This window comes from Paraburkholderia tropica (genome assembly GCF_914484835.1).
GTDB classification, from domain to species: domain Bacteria; phylum Pseudomonadota; class Gammaproteobacteria; order Burkholderiales; family Burkholderiaceae; genus Paraburkholderia; species Paraburkholderia tropica_A.
In genome coordinates this window covers 156,319-174,218 of sequence record NZ_CAJZAR010000037.1, presented here as the reverse complement: position 1 = coordinate 174,218, position 17,900 = coordinate 156,319, and the positions used below count along the sequence as shown (strand labels likewise).

Annotated in this window: 16 protein-coding genes; 7 read left to right on the top strand and 9 right to left on the bottom strand. The window is 63.6% G+C overall.

Features of this window, described 5'->3' with window-relative positions:
* The first annotated feature begins 54 nt into the window (after positions 1 to 54).
* The 4 genes from epsC (at position 55) to LDO54_RS09000 (ending at position 4,361) form a co-directional block, all read left to right on the top strand.
* A complete protein-coding gene (gene epsC, locus LDO54_RS09015; protein WP_224009347.1) occupies positions 55 to 1,029 on the top strand; it encodes a serine O-acetyltransferase EpsC in 975 nt (324 codons plus the stop codon).
* Positions 1,026 to 1,289 carry a helix-turn-helix domain-containing protein gene (locus tag LDO54_RS09010; protein ID WP_224009345.1) on the top strand — a complete coding sequence of 88 codons (264 nt, stop codon included), beginning with the start codon at positions 1,026 to 1,028 and terminating at the stop codon, positions 1,287 to 1,289. Before epsC ends, LDO54_RS09010 begins: the two co-directional genes overlap by 4 nt.
* A 164-nt stretch (positions 1,290 to 1,453) precedes the next feature.
* Positions 1,454 to 2,386 (top strand): family 2A encapsulin nanocompartment shell protein, encoded by a 933-nt coding sequence (locus LDO54_RS09005; RefSeq protein WP_224009343.1) that lies wholly within the window; start codon positions 1,454 to 1,456, stop codon positions 2,384 to 2,386.
* Complete coding sequence (locus LDO54_RS09000; RefSeq protein WP_224009341.1) at positions 2,361 to 4,361, top strand: family 2A encapsulin nanocompartment cargo protein cysteine desulfurase; 2,001 nt, start codon at positions 2,361 to 2,363, stop codon at positions 4,359 to 4,361. The genes LDO54_RS09005 and LDO54_RS09000 overlap by 26 nt, the downstream gene beginning before the upstream one ends.
* A 142-nt stretch (positions 4,362 to 4,503) precedes the next feature.
* Here LDO54_RS09000 and LDO54_RS08995 read toward each other — a convergent pair whose 3' ends face one another.
* Both LDO54_RS08995 and LDO54_RS08990 read right to left on the bottom strand, forming a co-directional pair.
* Positions 4,504 to 5,475, bottom strand: a complete 972-nt coding sequence (locus tag LDO54_RS08995; RefSeq protein ID WP_224009339.1) for a sulfonate ABC transporter substrate-binding protein — start codon at positions 5,473 to 5,475, stop codon at positions 4,504 to 4,506.
* Between the two features lie 58 nt (positions 5,476 to 5,533).
* Positions 5,534 to 6,592, bottom strand: coding sequence for an LLM class flavin-dependent oxidoreductase (locus LDO54_RS08990; protein ID WP_224009337.1), 1,059 nt, complete (start codon positions 6,590 to 6,592; stop codon positions 5,534 to 5,536).
* A gap of 525 nt (positions 6,593 to 7,117) precedes the next feature.
* Here LDO54_RS08990 and LDO54_RS08985 point away from each other — a divergent pair.
* Both LDO54_RS08985 and LDO54_RS08980 read left to right on the top strand, forming a co-directional pair.
* A complete protein-coding gene (locus LDO54_RS08985; protein ID WP_224009335.1) occupies positions 7,118 to 8,248 on the top strand; it encodes a porin in 1,131 nt (376 codons plus the stop codon).
* Positions 8,249 to 8,640: 392 nt separating this feature from the next.
* Positions 8,641 to 9,459 (top strand): hypothetical protein, encoded by an 819-nt coding sequence (locus LDO54_RS08980; RefSeq protein WP_224009333.1) that lies wholly within the window; start codon positions 8,641 to 8,643, stop codon positions 9,457 to 9,459.
* A gap of 103 nt (positions 9,460 to 9,562) precedes the next feature.
* On the opposite strand, the gene LDO54_RS08975 is transcribed toward LDO54_RS08980, so the two are convergent.
* Positions 9,563 to 10,384, bottom strand: coding sequence for a hypothetical protein (locus tag LDO54_RS08975; RefSeq protein WP_224009331.1), 822 nt, complete (start codon positions 10,382 to 10,384; stop codon positions 9,563 to 9,565).
* On the bottom strand, positions 10,381 to 11,241 hold the full coding sequence (locus LDO54_RS08970) for a DUF2092 domain-containing protein (protein ID WP_224009329.1): 861 nt from the start codon (positions 11,239 to 11,241) through the stop codon (positions 10,381 to 10,383). The genes LDO54_RS08975 and LDO54_RS08970 overlap by 4 nt, the downstream gene beginning before the upstream one ends.
* A gap of 877 nt (positions 11,242 to 12,118) precedes the next feature.
* Between LDO54_RS08970 and LDO54_RS08965 the strand changes: the two genes are divergently transcribed.
* Entirely contained in the window at positions 12,119 to 12,766 is a 648-nt protein-coding gene (locus LDO54_RS08965) for a response regulator transcription factor (protein WP_224009327.1), read from the top strand.
* A gap of 108 nt (positions 12,767 to 12,874) precedes the next feature.
* Here the strand turns inward: LDO54_RS08965 and LDO54_RS08960 are convergent, their stop codons facing one another.
* The 5 genes from LDO54_RS08960 to LDO54_RS08940 form a co-directional block, all read right to left on the bottom strand.
* Positions 12,875 to 13,924 carry an esterase/lipase family protein gene (locus LDO54_RS08960; protein WP_224009325.1) on the bottom strand — a complete coding sequence of 350 codons (1,050 nt, stop codon included), beginning with the start codon at positions 13,922 to 13,924 and terminating at the stop codon, positions 12,875 to 12,877.
* A 91-nt stretch (positions 13,925 to 14,015) separates the two neighbouring features.
* Entirely contained in the window at positions 14,016 to 15,269 is a 1,254-nt protein-coding gene (locus tag LDO54_RS08955) for an LssY C-terminal domain-containing protein (RefSeq protein WP_224009323.1), read from the bottom strand.
* Positions 15,266 to 16,420 (bottom strand): LssY C-terminal domain-containing protein, encoded by a 1,155-nt coding sequence (locus LDO54_RS08950; RefSeq protein WP_356789341.1) that lies wholly within the window; start codon positions 16,418 to 16,420, stop codon positions 15,266 to 15,268. The genes LDO54_RS08955 and LDO54_RS08950 overlap by 4 nt, the downstream gene beginning before the upstream one ends.
* A 183-nt stretch (positions 16,421 to 16,603) precedes the next feature.
* Positions 16,604 to 16,936, bottom strand: coding sequence for a hypothetical protein (locus LDO54_RS08945; protein ID WP_224009319.1), 333 nt, complete (start codon positions 16,934 to 16,936; stop codon positions 16,604 to 16,606).
* Positions 16,937 to 17,062: 126 nt separating this feature from the next.
* Positions 17,063 to 17,623, bottom strand: coding sequence for a YSC84-related protein (locus LDO54_RS08940; protein ID WP_224009317.1), 561 nt, complete (start codon positions 17,621 to 17,623; stop codon positions 17,063 to 17,065).
* Positions 17,624 to 17,900 lie beyond the last annotated feature (277 nt).

The window sequence follows — 17,900 nt, the reverse complement described above, 5'->3', positions numbered from 1 at the left end:
ATCGGATTCGATCCCGCGCGCCACATCCCGAACCATCAGAGAGAGGAACCCGGCGTGACCGCATTTCATGTGACTGAAATCGTCGACGCGCTTCAGGCCGTCAGGCAGCAGTGGCGCGAGCGCCAGCGCCGCGCGCTGGAACCGGGCGGCCGCGACCTGCCCGCGCGCGAGGCGCTCGCGCAGGTCGTCGAAACGCTCAAGGGCGTGTTGTTCCCGATGCGGCTCGGTCCGCCCGATCTGCGTCAGGAAAGCGAAAACTTCTACGTGGGCCACGCGCTCGATGCGGCGCTGCACGGCTTGCTCGCGCAGGCGCGGCTCGAACTGCGCTACAAGGCGCGGCGCGCCGATGCCGATCTCTCCGCCGACATCGACGCGCGCGCGGCGGCGGCGGTGCAGGCGTTCGCGCGGCGTCTGCCCGAGATCCGCACGCTGCTCGACAGCGACGTGCTCGCGGCTTACACGGGCGATCCGGCGGCGGGCAGCGTGGACGAAGTGCTGCTCTGCTATCCGGGCGTGCTCGCGATCATTCATCACCGCTTCGCGCACGAGCTTTACCGGCTCGGCCTGCCGCTGCTCGCGCGCATCATTTCCGAACTCGCGCACGCGGCGACCGGCATCGACATTCATCCGGGCGCGCAGATCGGCAGCGCGTTCTTCATCGACCACGGCACCGGCGTGGTGATCGGCGAAACGGCCGTGATTGGCGAGCGCGTGCGCGTGTATCAGGCCGTCACGCTCGGCGCGAAACGCTTTCCGCGCGACGCGGCGGGCAACCTCGAAAAAGGACTCGCGCGTCATCCGATCGTCGAGGACGATGTCGTGATCTATGCGGGCGCGACCATTCTGGGCCGCGTCACGCTCGGGCGCGGCGCGGTGATCGGCGGCAACGTCTGGCTCACCGAGAGCGTGCCGCCGTTTTCGCACGTCACGCAGGCGGTGACGCGTCATGAGACGCGCGCATCGGCGGCGTCGGCGGCATCGGCGGCATCGGCCACATCGGCGGATTTGCGCGCGGGTGTGCCTTCATGAGCGCCATCGTTCACGACTTCGGCGCGACGGTGCGGCGCCTGCGCGAGGCGCACGCCTGGTCGCAGGAACGCCTCGCCGAACACGCGGGCCTGAATCGCACTTACGTCGGCGAGATCGAACGCGGGACCGTGATTGCGTCGATCGTCACTGTCGAGAAGCTCGCGCTCGCGTTCGGCGTGGGCGTGGCCGAACTGCTGGCCGGATCGGCCTTGCTCGTCTCGGGCGAACTCGCGCGCGCGGCAGGCGGCTTGCGCCCCTGAGTCTGTTTCTCTCCCACCTGATTGTTTGACCTTGCGCGTGCGCGATCGCATCCGCGCTGCGCGTTGACGCCTATAGCCGGTTGAAGCGCGCAAAACGGTTTTTCATAATCGCCACTCGTCATAAGCAATGTGTTTTTTGTTCTAAGCAACCGGAGCCCTTGTCCATGTCCACGACTTTGAGCAGTCAGACGGCGCTCGGCGATAACGCCGCGCGTCAATTGGCGAACGCCACCAAGACTGTCCCGCAGCTTTCCACGATCACGCCACGCTGGCTCACGCATCTGCTGCAATGGGTGCCGGTCGAGGCGGGCATTTATCGCCTGAATCGCGTCAAGGATCCCGAAGCGGTGCGCGCGGCCTGCACCGCGCGCGAAGACGAAGGTACCTTGCCGACGACCTTCGTGCCTTACGAGGAGCAGCCGCGCGAGTATTTCCTGAACGCGGTGAGCACGGTGCTCGACGTGCATACGCGTATTTCGGATCTCTATAGCAGTCCGCACGATCAGATCAAGGAGCAGTTGCGCCTCACGATCGAGACGATCAAGGAGTTGCAGGAGAGCCAGCTGATCAACAATCCCGACTACGGCCTGCTCGCCAATGTCGAAGAAGAACAGCGCATTTTCCCGCTGACCGGCGCGCCGACGCCCGACGATCTCGACGAACTGCTGACGAAGGTGTGGAAGGAGCCCGCGTTCTTTCTCACGCATCCGCTCGCGATTGCCGCGTTCGGGCGCGAATGCACGCGACGCGGCGTGCCGCCGCCGACGGTCAGCCTGTTCGGCTCGCAGTTCCTCACGTGGCGCGGCATTCCGCTGATTCCCTCGGACAAGGTGCCGGTCGCCGACGGCAAGACCAAGATCCTGCTGCTGCGCGTGGGCGACAAGCGCCAGGGCGTGGTGGGTCTCTACCAGCCGGGCGTGGCGGGCGAGCAAGGGCCGGGGCTGTCGGTCCGCTTCATGGGCATCAACAATCAGGCGATCGCTTCGTATCTGATCTCGTTGTACTGCTCGCTCGCGGTGCATTCTCCTGATGCGCTGGCCGTCCTCGATGATGTGGAGATCGCCAAGTTCCATGACTACCCCGACACCTACCGTTAATCCCGCGGCGATCGCGCATCCGCCGCTGCCGGGTGGTTTGCCGGATCCGGCGACGCTGGCGCGGCTCGCCAACGAGTTCTTCAGTTCGCTGCCGGGTGGAGCGACGCCCGGCGTAGCGACGCCCGGCGTGGCGACGCCCGGCGTTTCCGCAGGCAGTGGCGCGGTGGGCGGCGTGCCGTCGGCGCTGCCGGCTGCCGCGCCGATCCTGGCCTCGGTCTGCAATCCCGCGCCGGCCGGTTCGCCCCTGGCGGGGCCGGGCGGCACGGGCACCGGCGTGCCCGGCTTCGCACCGCCGCAAGGCAAGGTCGCGGGCCTGAACCTCGCGCCGTCCGCGCCAACTCACGTGCTCTCGCTCGGCAATCGCGCGCCCGCGCTCGCCCCGCATGCCGCCGCTGCAAACGGGCTGCCGGACCAGGCCGTTTCGATTGCGCCCGCGCTCGAACCGCGCGCGGGCGGCGCGCTGCTCGGCGTGCCGCAGGCGCACGATGCCGCGAGCGCCGCGCCGGTGCCGGCGAGTCCGTCGCCGTTCTACTTTTTGCACGGCGCGCAGAACGGCTGGCAGGGGCAGGCGCAGGACATCGGCGTGCCCGCGCACGGCCTGGCCTCGCCGCAAGCGTTCGGCCTGCCCGGCGACGACACGTTGCGCGATCTCGTCAGCTTTGAGCAGCGCGACGCGGGCGTACCCGGCACAAACGCGCGCTATTTCATCGACGATCGCGAGGCGGCCGTGCCGCACGGGTTGAAATCGTCGGCGCATCCGCTGTTCGACGTGAACGCCGTGCGCCGCGACTTTCCGATCTTGCAGGAGCGCGTGAACGGCAAGCCGCTGATCTGGTTCGACAACGCGGCGACGACGCACAAGCCGCAGGCCGTGATCGACCGGCTCGCGTATTTCTATGCGCACGAGAACTCGAACATCCACCGCGCCGCGCATGCATTGGCGGCGCGCGCGACCGACGCCTACGAGCACGCGCGCAAGACGGTGCAACGCTTCATCAACGCGTCGTCGCCGGATGAAATCGTGTTCGTGCGCGGCACCACCGAGGCGATCAATCTCGTCGCCAAAAGCTGGGGCGCGCAGAACGTGGGCGAGGGCGACGAGATCATCGTGTCGCATCTCGAACATCACGCGAACATCGTGCCGTGGCAGCAACTGGCCGCGCAGAAGGGCGCGCGTCTGCGCGTGATTCCCGTCGACGATTCGGGCCAGGTGCTGCTCGACGAGTACCGAAAGCTGCTCAACGATCGCACGAAAATTGTTTCGGTTACCCAGGTATCGAACGCGCTGGGGACCGTGGTTCCGGTGCGCGAGATCGTCGAGCTGGCGCATCGCGCGGGGGCGAAGGCGCTCGTGGACGGCGCGCAATCGATCTCGCACATGCGTGTGGACGTGCAGGCGCTCGACGCGGACTTCTTCGTGTTCTCGGGCCACAAGATCTATGGGCCGACGGGCATCGGCGTGGTGTACGGCAAGCGCGAGGTGCTCGACGACATGCCGCCCTGGCAGGGCGGCGGCAACATGATCGAGGACGTGACCTTCGAGCGCACGGTGTTTCATGGCCCGCCCGCACGTTTCGAGGCGGGCACCGGCAACATCGCGGACGCGGTGGGGCTGGGCGCGGCGCTCGATTACGTGAACCGCATCGGCATCGAGAACATCGCGCGCTACGAGCACGATCTGCTGGCTTACGCGACGAGTGTGCTCGCGCCCGTACCCGGCGTGCGGCTCGTGGGCACGGCGCGCGACAAGGCGAGCGTGCTGTCGTTCGTGCTGAAGGGCTATACGACGGCGGAAGTCGGGCAGGCGCTCAGCGAGGAAGGCATCGCCGTGCGCGCGGGCCATCATTGCGCGCAGCCGATCTTGCGGCGCTTCGGTCTCGAAGCGAGCGTGCGTCCGTCGCTTGCGTTCTACAACACCTGCGACGAAGTCGATGCGCTGGTGGCGGTGGTGAGGCGGCTCGTGTCGCGGCGCTAGCCTTTGGGTCAGGGCGCTGGCGCTCAAGCGGCGCTGGCGCCCTGAACCTCGGTCCGGCGTGCGGCGAGCCGGATGATCGGCGCCAATCCCGGCTACGACGCTTGCGAAAAGCGTCTTACGCCGGGCAATTTTCCGATTGATTTCAGACGAAGACCTGCGGATACACGAAGCGCGCCACATCGACGCGTTCCTTGATGAGCCCGAGGCCATGGAACGTATCGACGATGTCCTGCTGCTCCTTGACGATGTCGGGCGTCACGGCGACGGTCGTGTAATGGCGGCGTTCCGTCGACAGTTCGAGTACCGCGGGCGGTACGCCCAGTTGCGGCGCGAGAAGTCGGGCCGTCTCCTGGGGATGGCTCTGCGTCCACGTGTTCGCATTGCGCAGTTCGCGAAACAACAGGCGGATCACATCCGGGTTGTCTTTCACGAATTCCGGGCGCGCGAGATGGAACGTGCGGTTATTGGAGAGCCCGGTGCCGTCACGCAGCACGCGCGGCGACGTGGCGAGTTGCTGGCTCGCGAGGAACGGGTCCCAGAGACCGGCTGCGTCGACGTTGCCGGACAGATACGTCGCGCTTACGTCGGCGGCGCTCGTGAGGTAGACCGGCTGGATATCCGTGTACTGCAATCCGGCTTCGTTCAGCGCACGCACGAGTAGATATTGCACGTTCCACCCGCGCCCGATCGCCACTTTTTTGCCTCGCAGATCGCGAATCGAACGGATCGGCGAGCCGTCCGGCACGAAGATGCCGATGCCCTTCGGGTACGGTTGCTCGGCGCCGAGATAGACGGCGTTGACGCCCGCTGCGTTGGCGAAGGCCGACGGCGTATCGGCGGCGTGGCCGAAATCGAGCGCGCCCGCATTGAGCGCTTCCGTCAGTTGCGGCCCGGCGGTGAACTCGGACCAGCGCACGGTCCAGCCCAGCGGTTCGAGCGCGCGTTCGAGATTGCCGGTGCCTTTGAGAATGTTGAGCGTGTTGAACTTCTGGTAGCCGATCCGCAATGTGCGTGTCTCGGCCGCGTGCGCGAGCGACATGAACGTGGGTACGGCGACGGCGCCGAAGGTGGCGGCAGTCAGGGTATTGACGAATCGGCGACGGCGGATATCCATAGGATGACTGATCAAAGTGAGAGAGTTTGAGCCGCGAAATCTCGCGGCTTCGACGGAATTAGCCGAGCAGAGCCTTCACGCGCGGAATGACGTGTTGCGCGAACGCTCGCATGTCCGACTCGAAGGGCTGGAATTGCAGCATGAACAATTCGACGCCTGCGCGATGGAATTCGGCGATGCGTTGCGCGACCGTGTCGTAGCTGCCCACGAGTTGCGCCGCCGTGCCGCCGTTCGAACCCACGCGGGCTGACTGCGCGAAGGTCTGGAACATGACGGCTTTCGGATCGATGTTCGCCTGCTGGCGCTCGCGCAGCGGACGGTCCCTCTCGGCAAGCGCGAACAGATGCGCGTGATGTGCGTGCGCTTGCTCATCGGTGTCGCGCGCGATCACGAAGGCCGACAGTCCGTAATTCAGCGCGGCGCGTCCTGCGGGGCGCGCGCGGGCGCCGACGTCGCCGATGAGGCGCTGCACGTCGTCGAGCGGCTGGCCGTTGATGAACCACACATCGCCTTTATCCGCCACGAGCTGACGCGCGGGTTCGGATTCGCCACCCACGTAAATGCGCGGACGCTCGCGATAAGGGTCGGCGGGGCGAAGCGCGTAGTCGTCGATGCGGAAGTGTTCTCCGGCGAACGACGTGCGCTCGCCGCGCAACAGCGCGTCGACCACCGTGATCCACTCGCGGCCGTAGGCATAGCGCGCGTCGTGCTCGGCGAAACCGATACCGGCACGCTCCAGTTCCGGCCGGTTCCATGCGTTGACGAGATTGATCGCAAAGCGGCCGCCGCTGATGTGTTCGATCTGCTGCGCCATCTTCGCGAGCACGACGGGGTGGTAAAGATAAGGCTTGATCGCCGCGATGATCTCGATGCGCTCCGTGAGCGCCGCGAGTGCGGCCGAAGCGGTCCAGGCTTCGAGCTGGTCGAGTTGCGGATCGTGCGGATTGATCGTGTGCTGCGCCACCAGCACGGAATCGTAGCCGAGGCGCTCGGCCTCCAGCACGAGGGCCTTGTTGCGGGCCCACGACGCGTCGTAGGGCTCGTCGGGATCTTGCAGGGCGGCGCGGCTGCCGTGGACCAGGGCCCAGACACCGAAGCGGGGCAGCGGGTGAGACATGAGCATCATCTGTGGTGAAGGACAATCCGACATGATGCGCCGTCGAGCGGCGTCGCGAGCGAAGCATTTTTTCTATCGTTTTTCCTGTGGCTCCTAACGCGTCCTCGTTTGACGTCGAGAAATTTGGCGTGCTCCCCAAGGAAATTCCAGAGTCGGGGACCGATCGCCGAATGAAAATGAAGCGAACTATGAGGCGAACTACCCGGTCCGACCGCTCTCGTCTTTGGCGAAATTCCAACAACTACGCCGCCGCCAAAAAAGTGAGTCGCGACACGAAAGGCCCGCGCAGACGCGCTTTGCCGCCGATCATCGGCTAATTCCGATTTCTTGAATTCAGAATTTCAATCCCTGATTTCTCGCGACTTTTGATTAAACCTAGACTGCCCGTTCTGCTGTTGCCGCAACGCGCAGCAGGGCCGCACAAGACCGCCACGACGGTGCACCGGCAATCATCTTCATTAATCCAATATGTCTCGAAGGGTTTCGATGAAAATCAAAAAGACCGCAATGTCGGTAGCAGCGGTGATGCCGCTTTTTCTTCTCGCGAGCGCTGCGCACGCTCAGAGCAGCATGACGCTGTATGGCCTCATCGATGAAGGTCTCAATTTCACCAGCAATGCCGGAGGACATTCGGCATGGGCCATGTCGAGCGGTGACACCGCGGGCAGCCGCTGGGGCCTGAAGGGCAGCGAAGATCTGGGCGGGGGCTACAAGGCCATCTTCAAACTGGAAAACGGTTTCAATATCAACACAGGCAAGCTCGGCCAGGACTCCAGCATGTTCGGGCGTCAGGCCTACGTGGGACTGTCGTCGGAGCGCTATGGCACGCTCACGCTGGGGCGGCAATACGATACGAGCGTCGATGACTACGGCTTCGCCAGCCTGACTGCAGCGGGCAACTGGGCCGGCGATATCTCCGCCCATCCGTTCGACAACGACAACGCCGACTGGGATTACCGCGTCAATAACGCCGTCAAATACGTCTCGCCGACATGGCGTGGCCTGACCGGCGAAGCGATGTACGGGTTCAGCAACGAGGCGGGCGGTTTTGCCGACAACCGCATGTGGGGCGCGACGCTCAACTATCAGAACGGCAACTTTACGGCCGCAGCCTCGTATCTGAAGATGAACAACCCGGGCCTGACCACGACCGGCGCGATTCCGACCGGCGATCTGTTCGACGGCGCATCGCAGCAGACGATCGGTCTCTCGGCGAGCTATCGCTTCCCGAAGGTGGCCGTCGCGGCCGCGTGGTCGCATGTCGATGTGTACGATCCGACCGGCAATGTCTGGCTGAACAACACGAGCCTTTCGAACGGCGCAAGCTGGAATGCGTGGAAGTTCGACAACTTCGAACTGAATTCGCAGTACTTCTTCACGCCGACGCTCTGGCTCGGAACGGCCTACACCTTCACGATGGCGCATCTGTCCTCGACGGCCGGCAGCTACGTGCCCAAGTGGCATCAGATCAGCGTCATGCTCGACTATGACCTGAGCAAACGCACGTCGCTTTATGTTCAGGGCGCATGGCAGCACGTGGTCAGCGCGCACACCGGCACCGACTTCGACGAGGCGCAGATTGTCGATGCGTCGGCGGGCGCATCGTCGGGTGTGAACCAGATGGTGTATCGCGTCGGCATCATGCATCGCTTCTGATGCGCTAGCGGAACAGCAGTCGTCTTTTGCGGGAGACGACTGCTTCAGCATGATCTCGCCGGAAAGTAGCGTGCCGATCGTTGCGCCAGCAACCGGCAGCGCGAACGCCAAATTGCCTCGCGCTCACCTCGAAACTTCTCATCGCATCGCCGATCCGCGCATTACATCCACCTGTCGTGACCGGCGTGATATAGGCCCAAAGTCCGATAGGTCCAGGTGCCGTCATTTGACATCATGCAGTCACGATATAGGCTTGCGTTGCAGGCCGACATGGCGACAAGGTACACGGTGTACACGGCGTCGTTGAGCGCCCATTCCTGGGGCGGCTGACGCAGCCCGGCCAACGCGCCACGCGTTCATGCATGCGAGCGGAAGCAGAGGAGAGGCCTTTCATGCGTGGATACTGCGGATGCTTTGCCGCCCTCGCGTTCGTCGCGACGTTCGCCCATGCGTCGGACACTGCGCCGCCGCAAAACGATGCCGACAACGCGTGGCATTTCTCCGTAGCGCCCTACCTGTGGCTCCCATCCGTGGACGGGACGATGCACTTCTCGGTGCCCGGCGGCGGCGCCGATGCGTCGACCGGTCCCTACGATTATCTGCAGAATCTCAAGTTTGTTTTCATGATTCAGGGCGAGGCGCGCAAGGGCGACTGGAGCATCTTCGCTGACGGGATCTATCTGGATTTCGGCCGCCACGGAAGCACGGTCAATGCGGCGAACGGCCTGTTCGGGCCGCGCGAAACGCAGCAGAACGTCGAGACGAGCTTTCGCGGCACGCTGGTCGAGATCGGTGGCGGGTACACGGTCATGCGGCAGTCGTGGGGCTATGTCGATGCGGTGGTGGGGATGCGCTATCTCGGCGTCAGGGGCACGCTCGATGCGACCGCCGTGTCGACCACGAGTGCGGGCGTCGGCGCGAACCGGCAACTCGACATTTCGCAGGTGCAGAACATTTACGACGGCTTCGCGGGCGTGCGGGGACGCGTGTCGATCACGGGCGACGGCCGCTGGTACGTGCCGTTCTATCTCGACGTGGGTGCGGGAACGTCGGCGTTCACATGGCAGGCGATGACCGGGATAGGCTACGCGATGAAGTGGGGCGACCTCAGCTTGACCTATCGATATTTGGCCTTCTACGGCTCGGGCGATCAGCTCGTGCAAACACTGCGCTTCAGCGGTCCGAGCGTGAATGTGATCTTCCGCTTCTGAATGCGGCTCGGACTGCCTCGAAACCGCAACGCGCTGCGTGATCGGTTGGCGAGCAGGCGGGCGCTTTAACCTGATTCACCCGTGCGCTTGAACGCCCGCGCCGCTATGACTGTCCCGGTGGCGGCTGGGTCGGCACGTACACCACACCGCCGCTTCCGTACCCCGCCGTGTACCACGTCGCCCCGCATTTGTAATAAGCGGCGCCGTTGACCTGGATCGGGGCGACGTTGCAGGGCGGTGGCGCCGCTGGCGGTGGCGGGGCGGGCATGGGCGCCGCGGTGCTCACGGGAGGCGGCGCCGTCGCCGCGTTCGCGATGGCTGCCGTCGTGCCGACCACCATCGCGCCCGCGACAAATCCGGCGGCTGCGTCGTTGTCCCAATCGGAGTTGCCGCAGTTGTAGCAGTTGTTGTTGACGTTTGCTTGTCGCTGCGACTGGTTCTGGCTGGCGGCAGCTTGTCGTTGCGACTGGTTCTGGCTAGCGGCGGCTTGCCGTTGTGACTGGTTTTGGCTGGCAGCAGCTTGCCGCTGGGCCTGATTGGCGCTCGACGTCTGTTGCGCCTGGTTGACCGAGGCTTGCCGCTGCGCCTGATTGGCGCCCGATGTCTGTTGCGCCTGCGTTGCTGCTGACTGCCGTTGCGCCTGATTTTCACCGGCCGCCTGCCTGCGCTGACCGGCTGCTTGCCCGCCGCCTGCGCTGGATGCCGAGGCGCTCGCTCCTCCTCCACGCCCCGACGAGAACGATCCGCCGGCCGCCGCTCCGCCACGCGAGAAACCCCCTTCTCCGCCGCCACGCTCGCCGCCAGCGCGGCCGCCGCGTTCAGCACGGTCACCACGACCCGCCGCATCGGCGTCGAGCATGCCCGCAGCTAGAACAAGGCTAGCCAGCACCACGGTGCCGACGCGGCTCCATGAAAGGCTTTTCATTTCGTGGCTCCTTTGGCCGAGGGCGGTCTGCGTGCCGTGGAGGGCATCGTGGGAATCTCGGCGGCGAACGCGATCTTCTGCGCGCCGTCCGGGATTTTCACGGTGAACGTGTCGTCGGTGAGCTTTGGCGCGAAGTCCCAGTTCGACAACTGCGTCCAGAACTGCGGCTGGCCTGGCGCATCCTTATAAGTCAGCACAACGCGGACCGGATAAGGTTTGTTACCGTCGGCGACCCAGACCTGGAAATCCACCGTATCGGTGCGCGCGGCAAGGTGATGCGTGGGCATGCCTTCAATATTGGTCTTTTCCACATAATCGACCTGCCGCACGCGATCTTCGAATTCCGTGGGCAGCCGGGTCGTCAACAGCATCGCTAATGGAAAGCGCAGGTGGAGATCCCGGACAAAATGGACGAGCGTGGCGTCCACGTCACCGGTCTGCGGCTCGGTCGCATAGACCTTATTCACAGAATCGACCACGGTGATGTCTTTGCCATTGAATACGGCCAAGGTCCTGGTGCCGTCGCTGCGTTCGCTTTCAACACGTAACCGGTCTGGCCGGCTTACGGTGATCGTTCGCAGTTCGCCGAATTCGATTTTCTGTCCGGAAGGCTGGACGGCGTCATAGCCGCTGCGCAAGTTGACGCTGAACGCATTGGCGTTGCCAAGGAACTCGGCCATCTTCATGAGGATCGCCCGGGCTTCCTCCTGCGATGCGCTCGGATTCGCGGCGGCGGTTCGATTCGGATTGGCTGTCGAGTTCTGTTGCGAATAAGCTGGCAGGCCGCCCATCGTGCAGAGCGCGCAGACGAGGCAAGCAGAGCTGAGGCCTCGCAGCATGGGTCGTTTTGTGCTCATGTGTTATCCCTTCCTCATCGATCGGAGTAACGGGAGACGTCAACGATGTCTCAAAGTATTGGCACAGACCGTTCGGCTTCGCAATGGGACTTTGGTCCAATAGATTTGTGGCACTCCGAAAGGATTTGGGTCCGCGATCGCGGCATTGTGCAGGCCGCAGAATAGCCATGGATTGATCCGACGATTGCCTGTGCGTTCCGGTCCGTTTTCGCGTCGCGTAACTCGAACGTAGTGATGCGGCGATAGCTAACGAGAGAGGATGCCGTCGCCTTCTGCGTCGGTATGGCCGTTCGACTCGTCTTCGATAGCCGAGACAATGCCCAGCCGCCTTGGTGTCGATGTAGCGGGGCGGCGCTCTATCGGTGACAGGAAAAAACCGCCGCAACGTTTCAGTGCGGCGGCCCTGGCGAGTTCCCGGCAGAGAGAGAGCCACCGGTGATTGCCAGAAAAAAAAGGCCGCCGCATCTAGCCGACGCGACGGCGAGTTCACACGCCGGCGCCGGGGCGCCGATGATTGCGGAGTGTCAAAACGCAATCAGCGCACAAACTATCACCCACTCCCGATTCCGTCCATATTTGAAAACGTTTCGGTACCGTAAATTATGCAGCGGGAATAATTTTCTGAAAGGCGCGAATTGCGGCTTGTCAGGCGGAATTCTTTTCCTATATTCTCGCTCGGAATCGTTTCATGAAAGAAAGCGTAAGGAGCCATCGGGCGGTTTAGCGGGACTCGTCGGGGCCAGGTCGGCAAGCGAGTATTGCGCTTACGTCCGGCCACTCAATCAATGCGGCCAACCGCGCGCAACGCCGATCGCAGCGTGTTCTTCCTTCGTGAATTCTGAACGGCACGCGCGACAGCGAACTCGTGGACGTCACCATGAATACGCCCAATCCCGTGGTCTTCGTTGTGGATGACGATCAGCATGTCCGCAATGCCTTAGGTCGTTTGCTACGCTCGAACGGCTATAGCGTCCAGATCTATGAGAGCGCCAGCGCTTTTATTCACGAAGCGGACCTGAGGCTCGCACCGGCGTGCCTCTTGCTCGATCTCCAGTTGCCGGACATCAGCGGGATCGAGTTGCAACGGCAGCTCGACGGCAATGTGCCAATCGTATTCATTTCGGCCCGGGACGAATTTGCGCCCGCAATCGCGGCAATGAAGGCTGGCGCGATGGATTACCTTTTAAAACCCGTTCACGAGTCCGTCCTGTTCGACGCGGTTGAGCGCGCCCTTGAAGCGGGAAGGCGTTGCTTCGAACGCCGGAAGTTGTGCGAGGAAATCCAGCGTCGTGTTGCCACTTTGACGCCGCGCGAGCGTGAGGTAATGGAACTCGTCGTCGCGGGCCGGGCCAACAAGGTCATCGCCGACGAACTGGGCGCGGCCGAGAAAACAATCAAGATTCATCGCGCGCGCGTGATGGAAAAGATGGGGGCGAATTCGCTGCCTGACCTCGTTCATCTCGACGCACATCGCGATGCACATCGTGCGTATCGGTCTGCATTTGGAAGTGCTCTGCATAACTGATAATTTTGGCCGTACTCTGCGCAGATAGATCGGGTGGCTAGGCTAGCGCTATTTCTCCGGCGATTCGTAATTCAGTGTCTTCCCAGGGCGGTTGATTAGCGCCGATATTCAGCGCGGTGCCGACGTCAGGTCTTCCTCGATGAAACGCAGGATCGCTTCGGCCAGCGCCTCGCGCGGGTAGGCGTTTCCCGTGACGAAGATCGCGCCGATGGTGGAATGCGTGCGCGCAACCGGCACGGCAATCGCCCAGTGATCCGCGTTGACGTAAGCGAGCAAGGTGCTGCCCGGCACCACCTGATCGTAAAAGATCATCTGGCTGTCGTTGCGGGCGTCGATACGCGCGAGTTTGTCGTAGCTTCCTTTGAGAATCGACGAGATGCGCTCGGGTTGCGGAAACGTGACGACCGAGTAATAACGCGGGCCGGGTGCAAGTGCGTGCTGCGCAAGCCACGCCTTGCGCGTGGCGGGCCGCAGGCTTTCCACTGCGCCCGCGTCGCCCTTGGTGCAGGTGGCGCCGGGAAAGTATTGCAGCCATTCCGCCTGTGACTGGTCGGCGTCGTTCGCGAGCGGCGAGCCGCCCACCGCGCCCGCCGCGCTCACCATCGCCGCGACTCTGGGACGTATCTCGGGATAGTCGGCCAGTGCTTCCAGAATGTCGGGCGCGCCCTTCGAATAGCCGATCAAGACGAGCTTCGGTGCGCCCGGTTCCGCAGGCATGGCCATGACCGCGTCGCGTATCTGGCGTGCGTTGTGCGCGGAGCCCGACAACGCGTCGACGGGCAGCAGCATCGCGTCATAGCCGTACTCGCGCAGATGCACGGCAACGGAACCGGCCGGATTCAGCCACGATTCGAAGCATTCGTATCCCACGCCCGCCACGATCGCGGCGACCAGCCGTAGCCGCGAAGGGCCGAGATCGACGGGTTTGCCCGTGCCCGCCGTTTCGCTGCCCACGCGCGTGAGGGCGTCGTCGCAGGGGCGGTAATCGGGCAGGTCGCGTCCGTGTGCGTTCAGCACGGCACAGTAGATCTCGCGAAATCGCGCGCGCTGGTCAATCACGCCCGCTTGCGCGGCGGGAACGAGGATCAGCGGCGGCGTGTCGGTCGAGAAGGGCGCCAGCGGCTTCGTCGCACAGGCGCTGAATGCGACGATCAGCACGAGCGCTTCAAACGCAACGCGCGCACGACATAACGCGCGGGACAAATGGAAAACCCAATGGAAAACCCAATGGAAAACACCCTCGATGCGGTCACGGATTGACATTGTCGTCCGCCCCTTCATCCAGTGACTCGTGCGGTTGCAGATACGGCACCCAGTCCAGAAATTCGACGTCGGTCAGGCTCAACGGGCGAGTGGTGAAGAACAGCACGGCGCGCAAACCGTCGGTATGGTAGCTCGCGCCGTCGAGCGTGGTGTTCGGGCGCGTTCGTGGCGCGGGCTCGACGCCATTCACAAAGCCGATCTTTTCCAGACCGCCCGAATACACCATGTCCTGAACGAAGTGATTTCTGGCCTCGTCGACGTTCTGCTGCAAGATGAAAATCGTTCTCTCGGGCGAGGTGAACCGGCCGCCGATAGGTCTGCCGATCTGCACCAGATAGACCGGCTCGCCGTTGAAGCGCAGCGGCGCGATCCACATGCGCAGCCACGTCGCGGGCGCCGCGCGCGTCGACTCCTTGCGCAGCACGACATCAGGCACGCGGCCGTCGAAGCGCTGGCTCAGATCGTCCGCGCGCGTGTAACCGTGGTAGTCGCGCCTGACCAGCGCGGTCGCCAGATCGTCGATCTTGCCGACGAAGACCGCGTTGAGCGGATCGCCGTGCACGGTGCCGGTGGAGTCGGTCGCGCAGCACGGCATGCGTTCGAGCGCGGCCCTGAACGCGCCGGCATCGTGGTAGTCGGTGACGGCGTATTCGGGGTAACGGTATTGCGTTTCCGCGAATCGTGGATCGCCGACATCGTCCGGCACCGGCAGAAAGAGCGAGAACGGAATGAGCGTCCTGTTTGCGAACAGGTCGATGTTGCAGAGCTTCGTTCCGCGATCGGGATTGGTGAACAGCAGGCCCGCCTGCGTGGTGCCCGGCGGTATCGGGTTTCTGAAACTGAGTTTGTCGAACCAGGCGTCGATGCGTGTGTTGCTGTCGCCGCCGAATGTGGAGTGCAGCGACCACGCAACCTCGCGCGGCGAAAAATATCGCGGATCCGTGCCGGTGCGCAGCAGCCACACAGTCTGCGAAGTACCGTTGCTGACTTCGACCCATAGCGGCTGCACATGCGTATTGGCCAGGTCGGCGCCGAGCATGCGCTTCGTGTCGTCCTTGCCGAGCACGGCGGCGCGCACCTGGACGCCCCGGTTCGTCGCCGAGACGGACCGTTCGCGCAGCGGCGCGTCGTCGACGCTTGCGGGTTCGTGCCACGTCGCGCAGCCCGCGAGCGCAAGCAGCAGGATGGGCCCGATGCAGGCGCGCCGCCACGCGAGAGCCGATAGCCATCGTGTGGTCATCGACCGGCTCCTGGGATCGCCCCTTGTCCGTCGTTGCCTTCGCTCCACTCGAAAAAGGCAATGCCGGCCAGCGACGTGGGATGCTGATCGAACACGAGCACCACGCGCAATCCGTCGCTGTAGTACGGGTCGCCGGTCAGGTTATCTTTCGGCGCGCTCTGGGGCGCGGCGGCGCTGCCCTTCACGGCGCCGATCTTCACGAGATTCTGCGAGTACGCCATGTCCTCCGTGAGCGCCGCGCGCGCTTCGTCGACATCGGGATCGATCTTGTGCGTGGTGAATGTAGGCGAACGCGTCGTGATGCGTATGCCAATGTCGCGGCTGATCTGGCCGATCCACACGGGCTTGTCGTGGTATCGCATCGGGCTTAGCCAGAGCCGGAGATGATTGCGTTCGTGAATCGTTTCGCGCGAGGTCTGCAACGCGAGATCCTGCGGACGACCGAACAGGTAAAGGTCGCTGACCGGCGCGTTGAGGTAGGGCTTGCCCGCCAGGAAGGACCCCACCATCTTCATGATCGCGCCGGACCATTTTTCTTCGGTGGGCGCCCAGCCGCGCCGCACGAGTGCGGGGAACGCGTCGTCCAGACCGCCCACGATCACGAGGTTGAGCGGGTCGCCGTTTTCCGTGCCGCTCGCGTTGGTCGCGCAGCAAGGGAGCGCTTCGAGCGCTGTCCTGAAGGCCTCGTCGTCGGTGTAGTTTTCGGCGCTTCCGTGTGCATGGAGATCCTGCGAAAACACCCGGCTCGTTTTGTAATCGGCCTGGAAACCGGGCACCACGGTGAACAGCGAAGCGGTCCTCGCGCGCCGGCTCGCGACCAGATCGGCCTGCACGAACTTCACGCCCTCGTCGAGATGCGTGAGCACGAATCCAGACGTTGTTTGGCCGGGGGCCACGGGATTGTGAAAGGCGAGTTCGCTGAAGTGGAGATCGAGTGCCGCGAGGGCGTTTTGGGACTGCGCGCCGGCGAAGGTTTCGGCGACTTCGGAAGGCGGAAAGAAGCGCGGGTCGACGCCCGGCGAGAGCAGAAAATAGCCGCGATCTTCGCCGTTTTTTACTTCGATCCAGACGGGCTGAATGCCGTGTTCCGCGAGAGCGACACCATAAATCGCCTGACTCTCGTCTGCCGAAAGCGTTGCGGCTGAAATCATCACGGCGCCGTCGGTACGCGTGACGGCGCGGCTTTGATAGTCGGATGCCGCGCTGATCGGCGGAGAGCGCGCGCAACCCGCCAATGCGATGGCAGCGAGCGCCGCGACAAGCAACGGAGAACGGAAGGGGCACATGACAGGCGCTGTTCAAACCGGGCTCGACCGCGGCATCGCTTCTTCCGCTCAAAGGCAGGTGTTGACTGAGCCGGCCGCGTTACCGCCGCTGCCACGCAAGCCTACCGAAGATCCCGGGCCGCTCATGGCGGGCCGGACGACAGCCGCGGTGCCGCCCGGCGGTTGTTGGCCAGGCGCGTAGACGTCGAATGCCGTGCCGTTCGCGAGTACGTGCTGCATATACACCGTTTGCCCCGAGCTGTTGGCCCAGTTGGCGGCGATACATTGCGCGACGGCGGCTGGCGGGTGGGCGCTTTGGCCCAGCGATTGAATACTGGTGTCGGGTGCCGGTGCGGCGCACGCGGCGACGGCAAGTGTGGAAATAACGATCAGATGTCTCATGGCAGTGGCCTCTCATTCAAGTTTAAAAAGCACCACATCTTCTCGCGCAATGCGAGAGCGATACGACATCCCCGTGGCGTTTCGGCTTTCCCTGTTCATCCACGAAAGGGTTGTGCCGAAATGCGGTCAATTGAGTTCATCGTCCTTATAGTATTTGGTCCCTTTGGCGGTGAATTCGACCGCGAGACCCTTTTCCGTAATTTGATAAAGCCAGACGCCCGGCCCCACCGCAATGGCGCCTTCGTATGCGGCTCCGGTGTCGCCCGATTTTGCCGCGGCCGTCGCCTGCCCGCCGAATTGCCATCCAGAAGTAATGAACTGGTTCAGGGCGCTTTCGTTTTCAAACACCCAGACCTGCTGAAATTTTTTGACGCCCATTCCCAGTCCCGCCTGGAACTCGGCCATTTTCATGTAGGTCGTTGCCTTGGACTTGTTGTTGACCGCGAGGCCCTCGCCCTTGCCGCTGCCGGCGAGGAGGATCTTCATGCCAAAGTTGCTGAAGGCCGCGTAACCCGCGGCAGATTGCACCGCTTTGCGTGCGGACGGTTGGGCCGCGTAGAGCGCACTCAATGCGTCTCGAGCCGCCTTTTTAACTTCGGCCTGTTTTTCTTCCTTGCTGGCGGCGAGCGCGATCTGTGGCAACGCAAACGAGAAAGCTAACATCAAGATCACTTCGCGACGACTCATGATTGCCTCCTTCTGAAGTGCGGACGACGAACCGCAGAAACGGGAGCCAGTCTGTGCATCGGGACTGTGCAATTGCGGAATCATGCAGGTGAGGGTGCGGCAGGGCGCACGACCTGAAGCGGGTCGCGAATCGACCACGATCCAGTCTGATCGCGAGTCAGCGAGCCCGTGGCGCTATCTTGTTGCGTAGGGATTTGACGTCAATCGGACCTTGGTCTTACAGACGCGCATTCCAGCGGGCTGTTGAACTTCTGTTGATGCGTTGACTAGTCCGCCT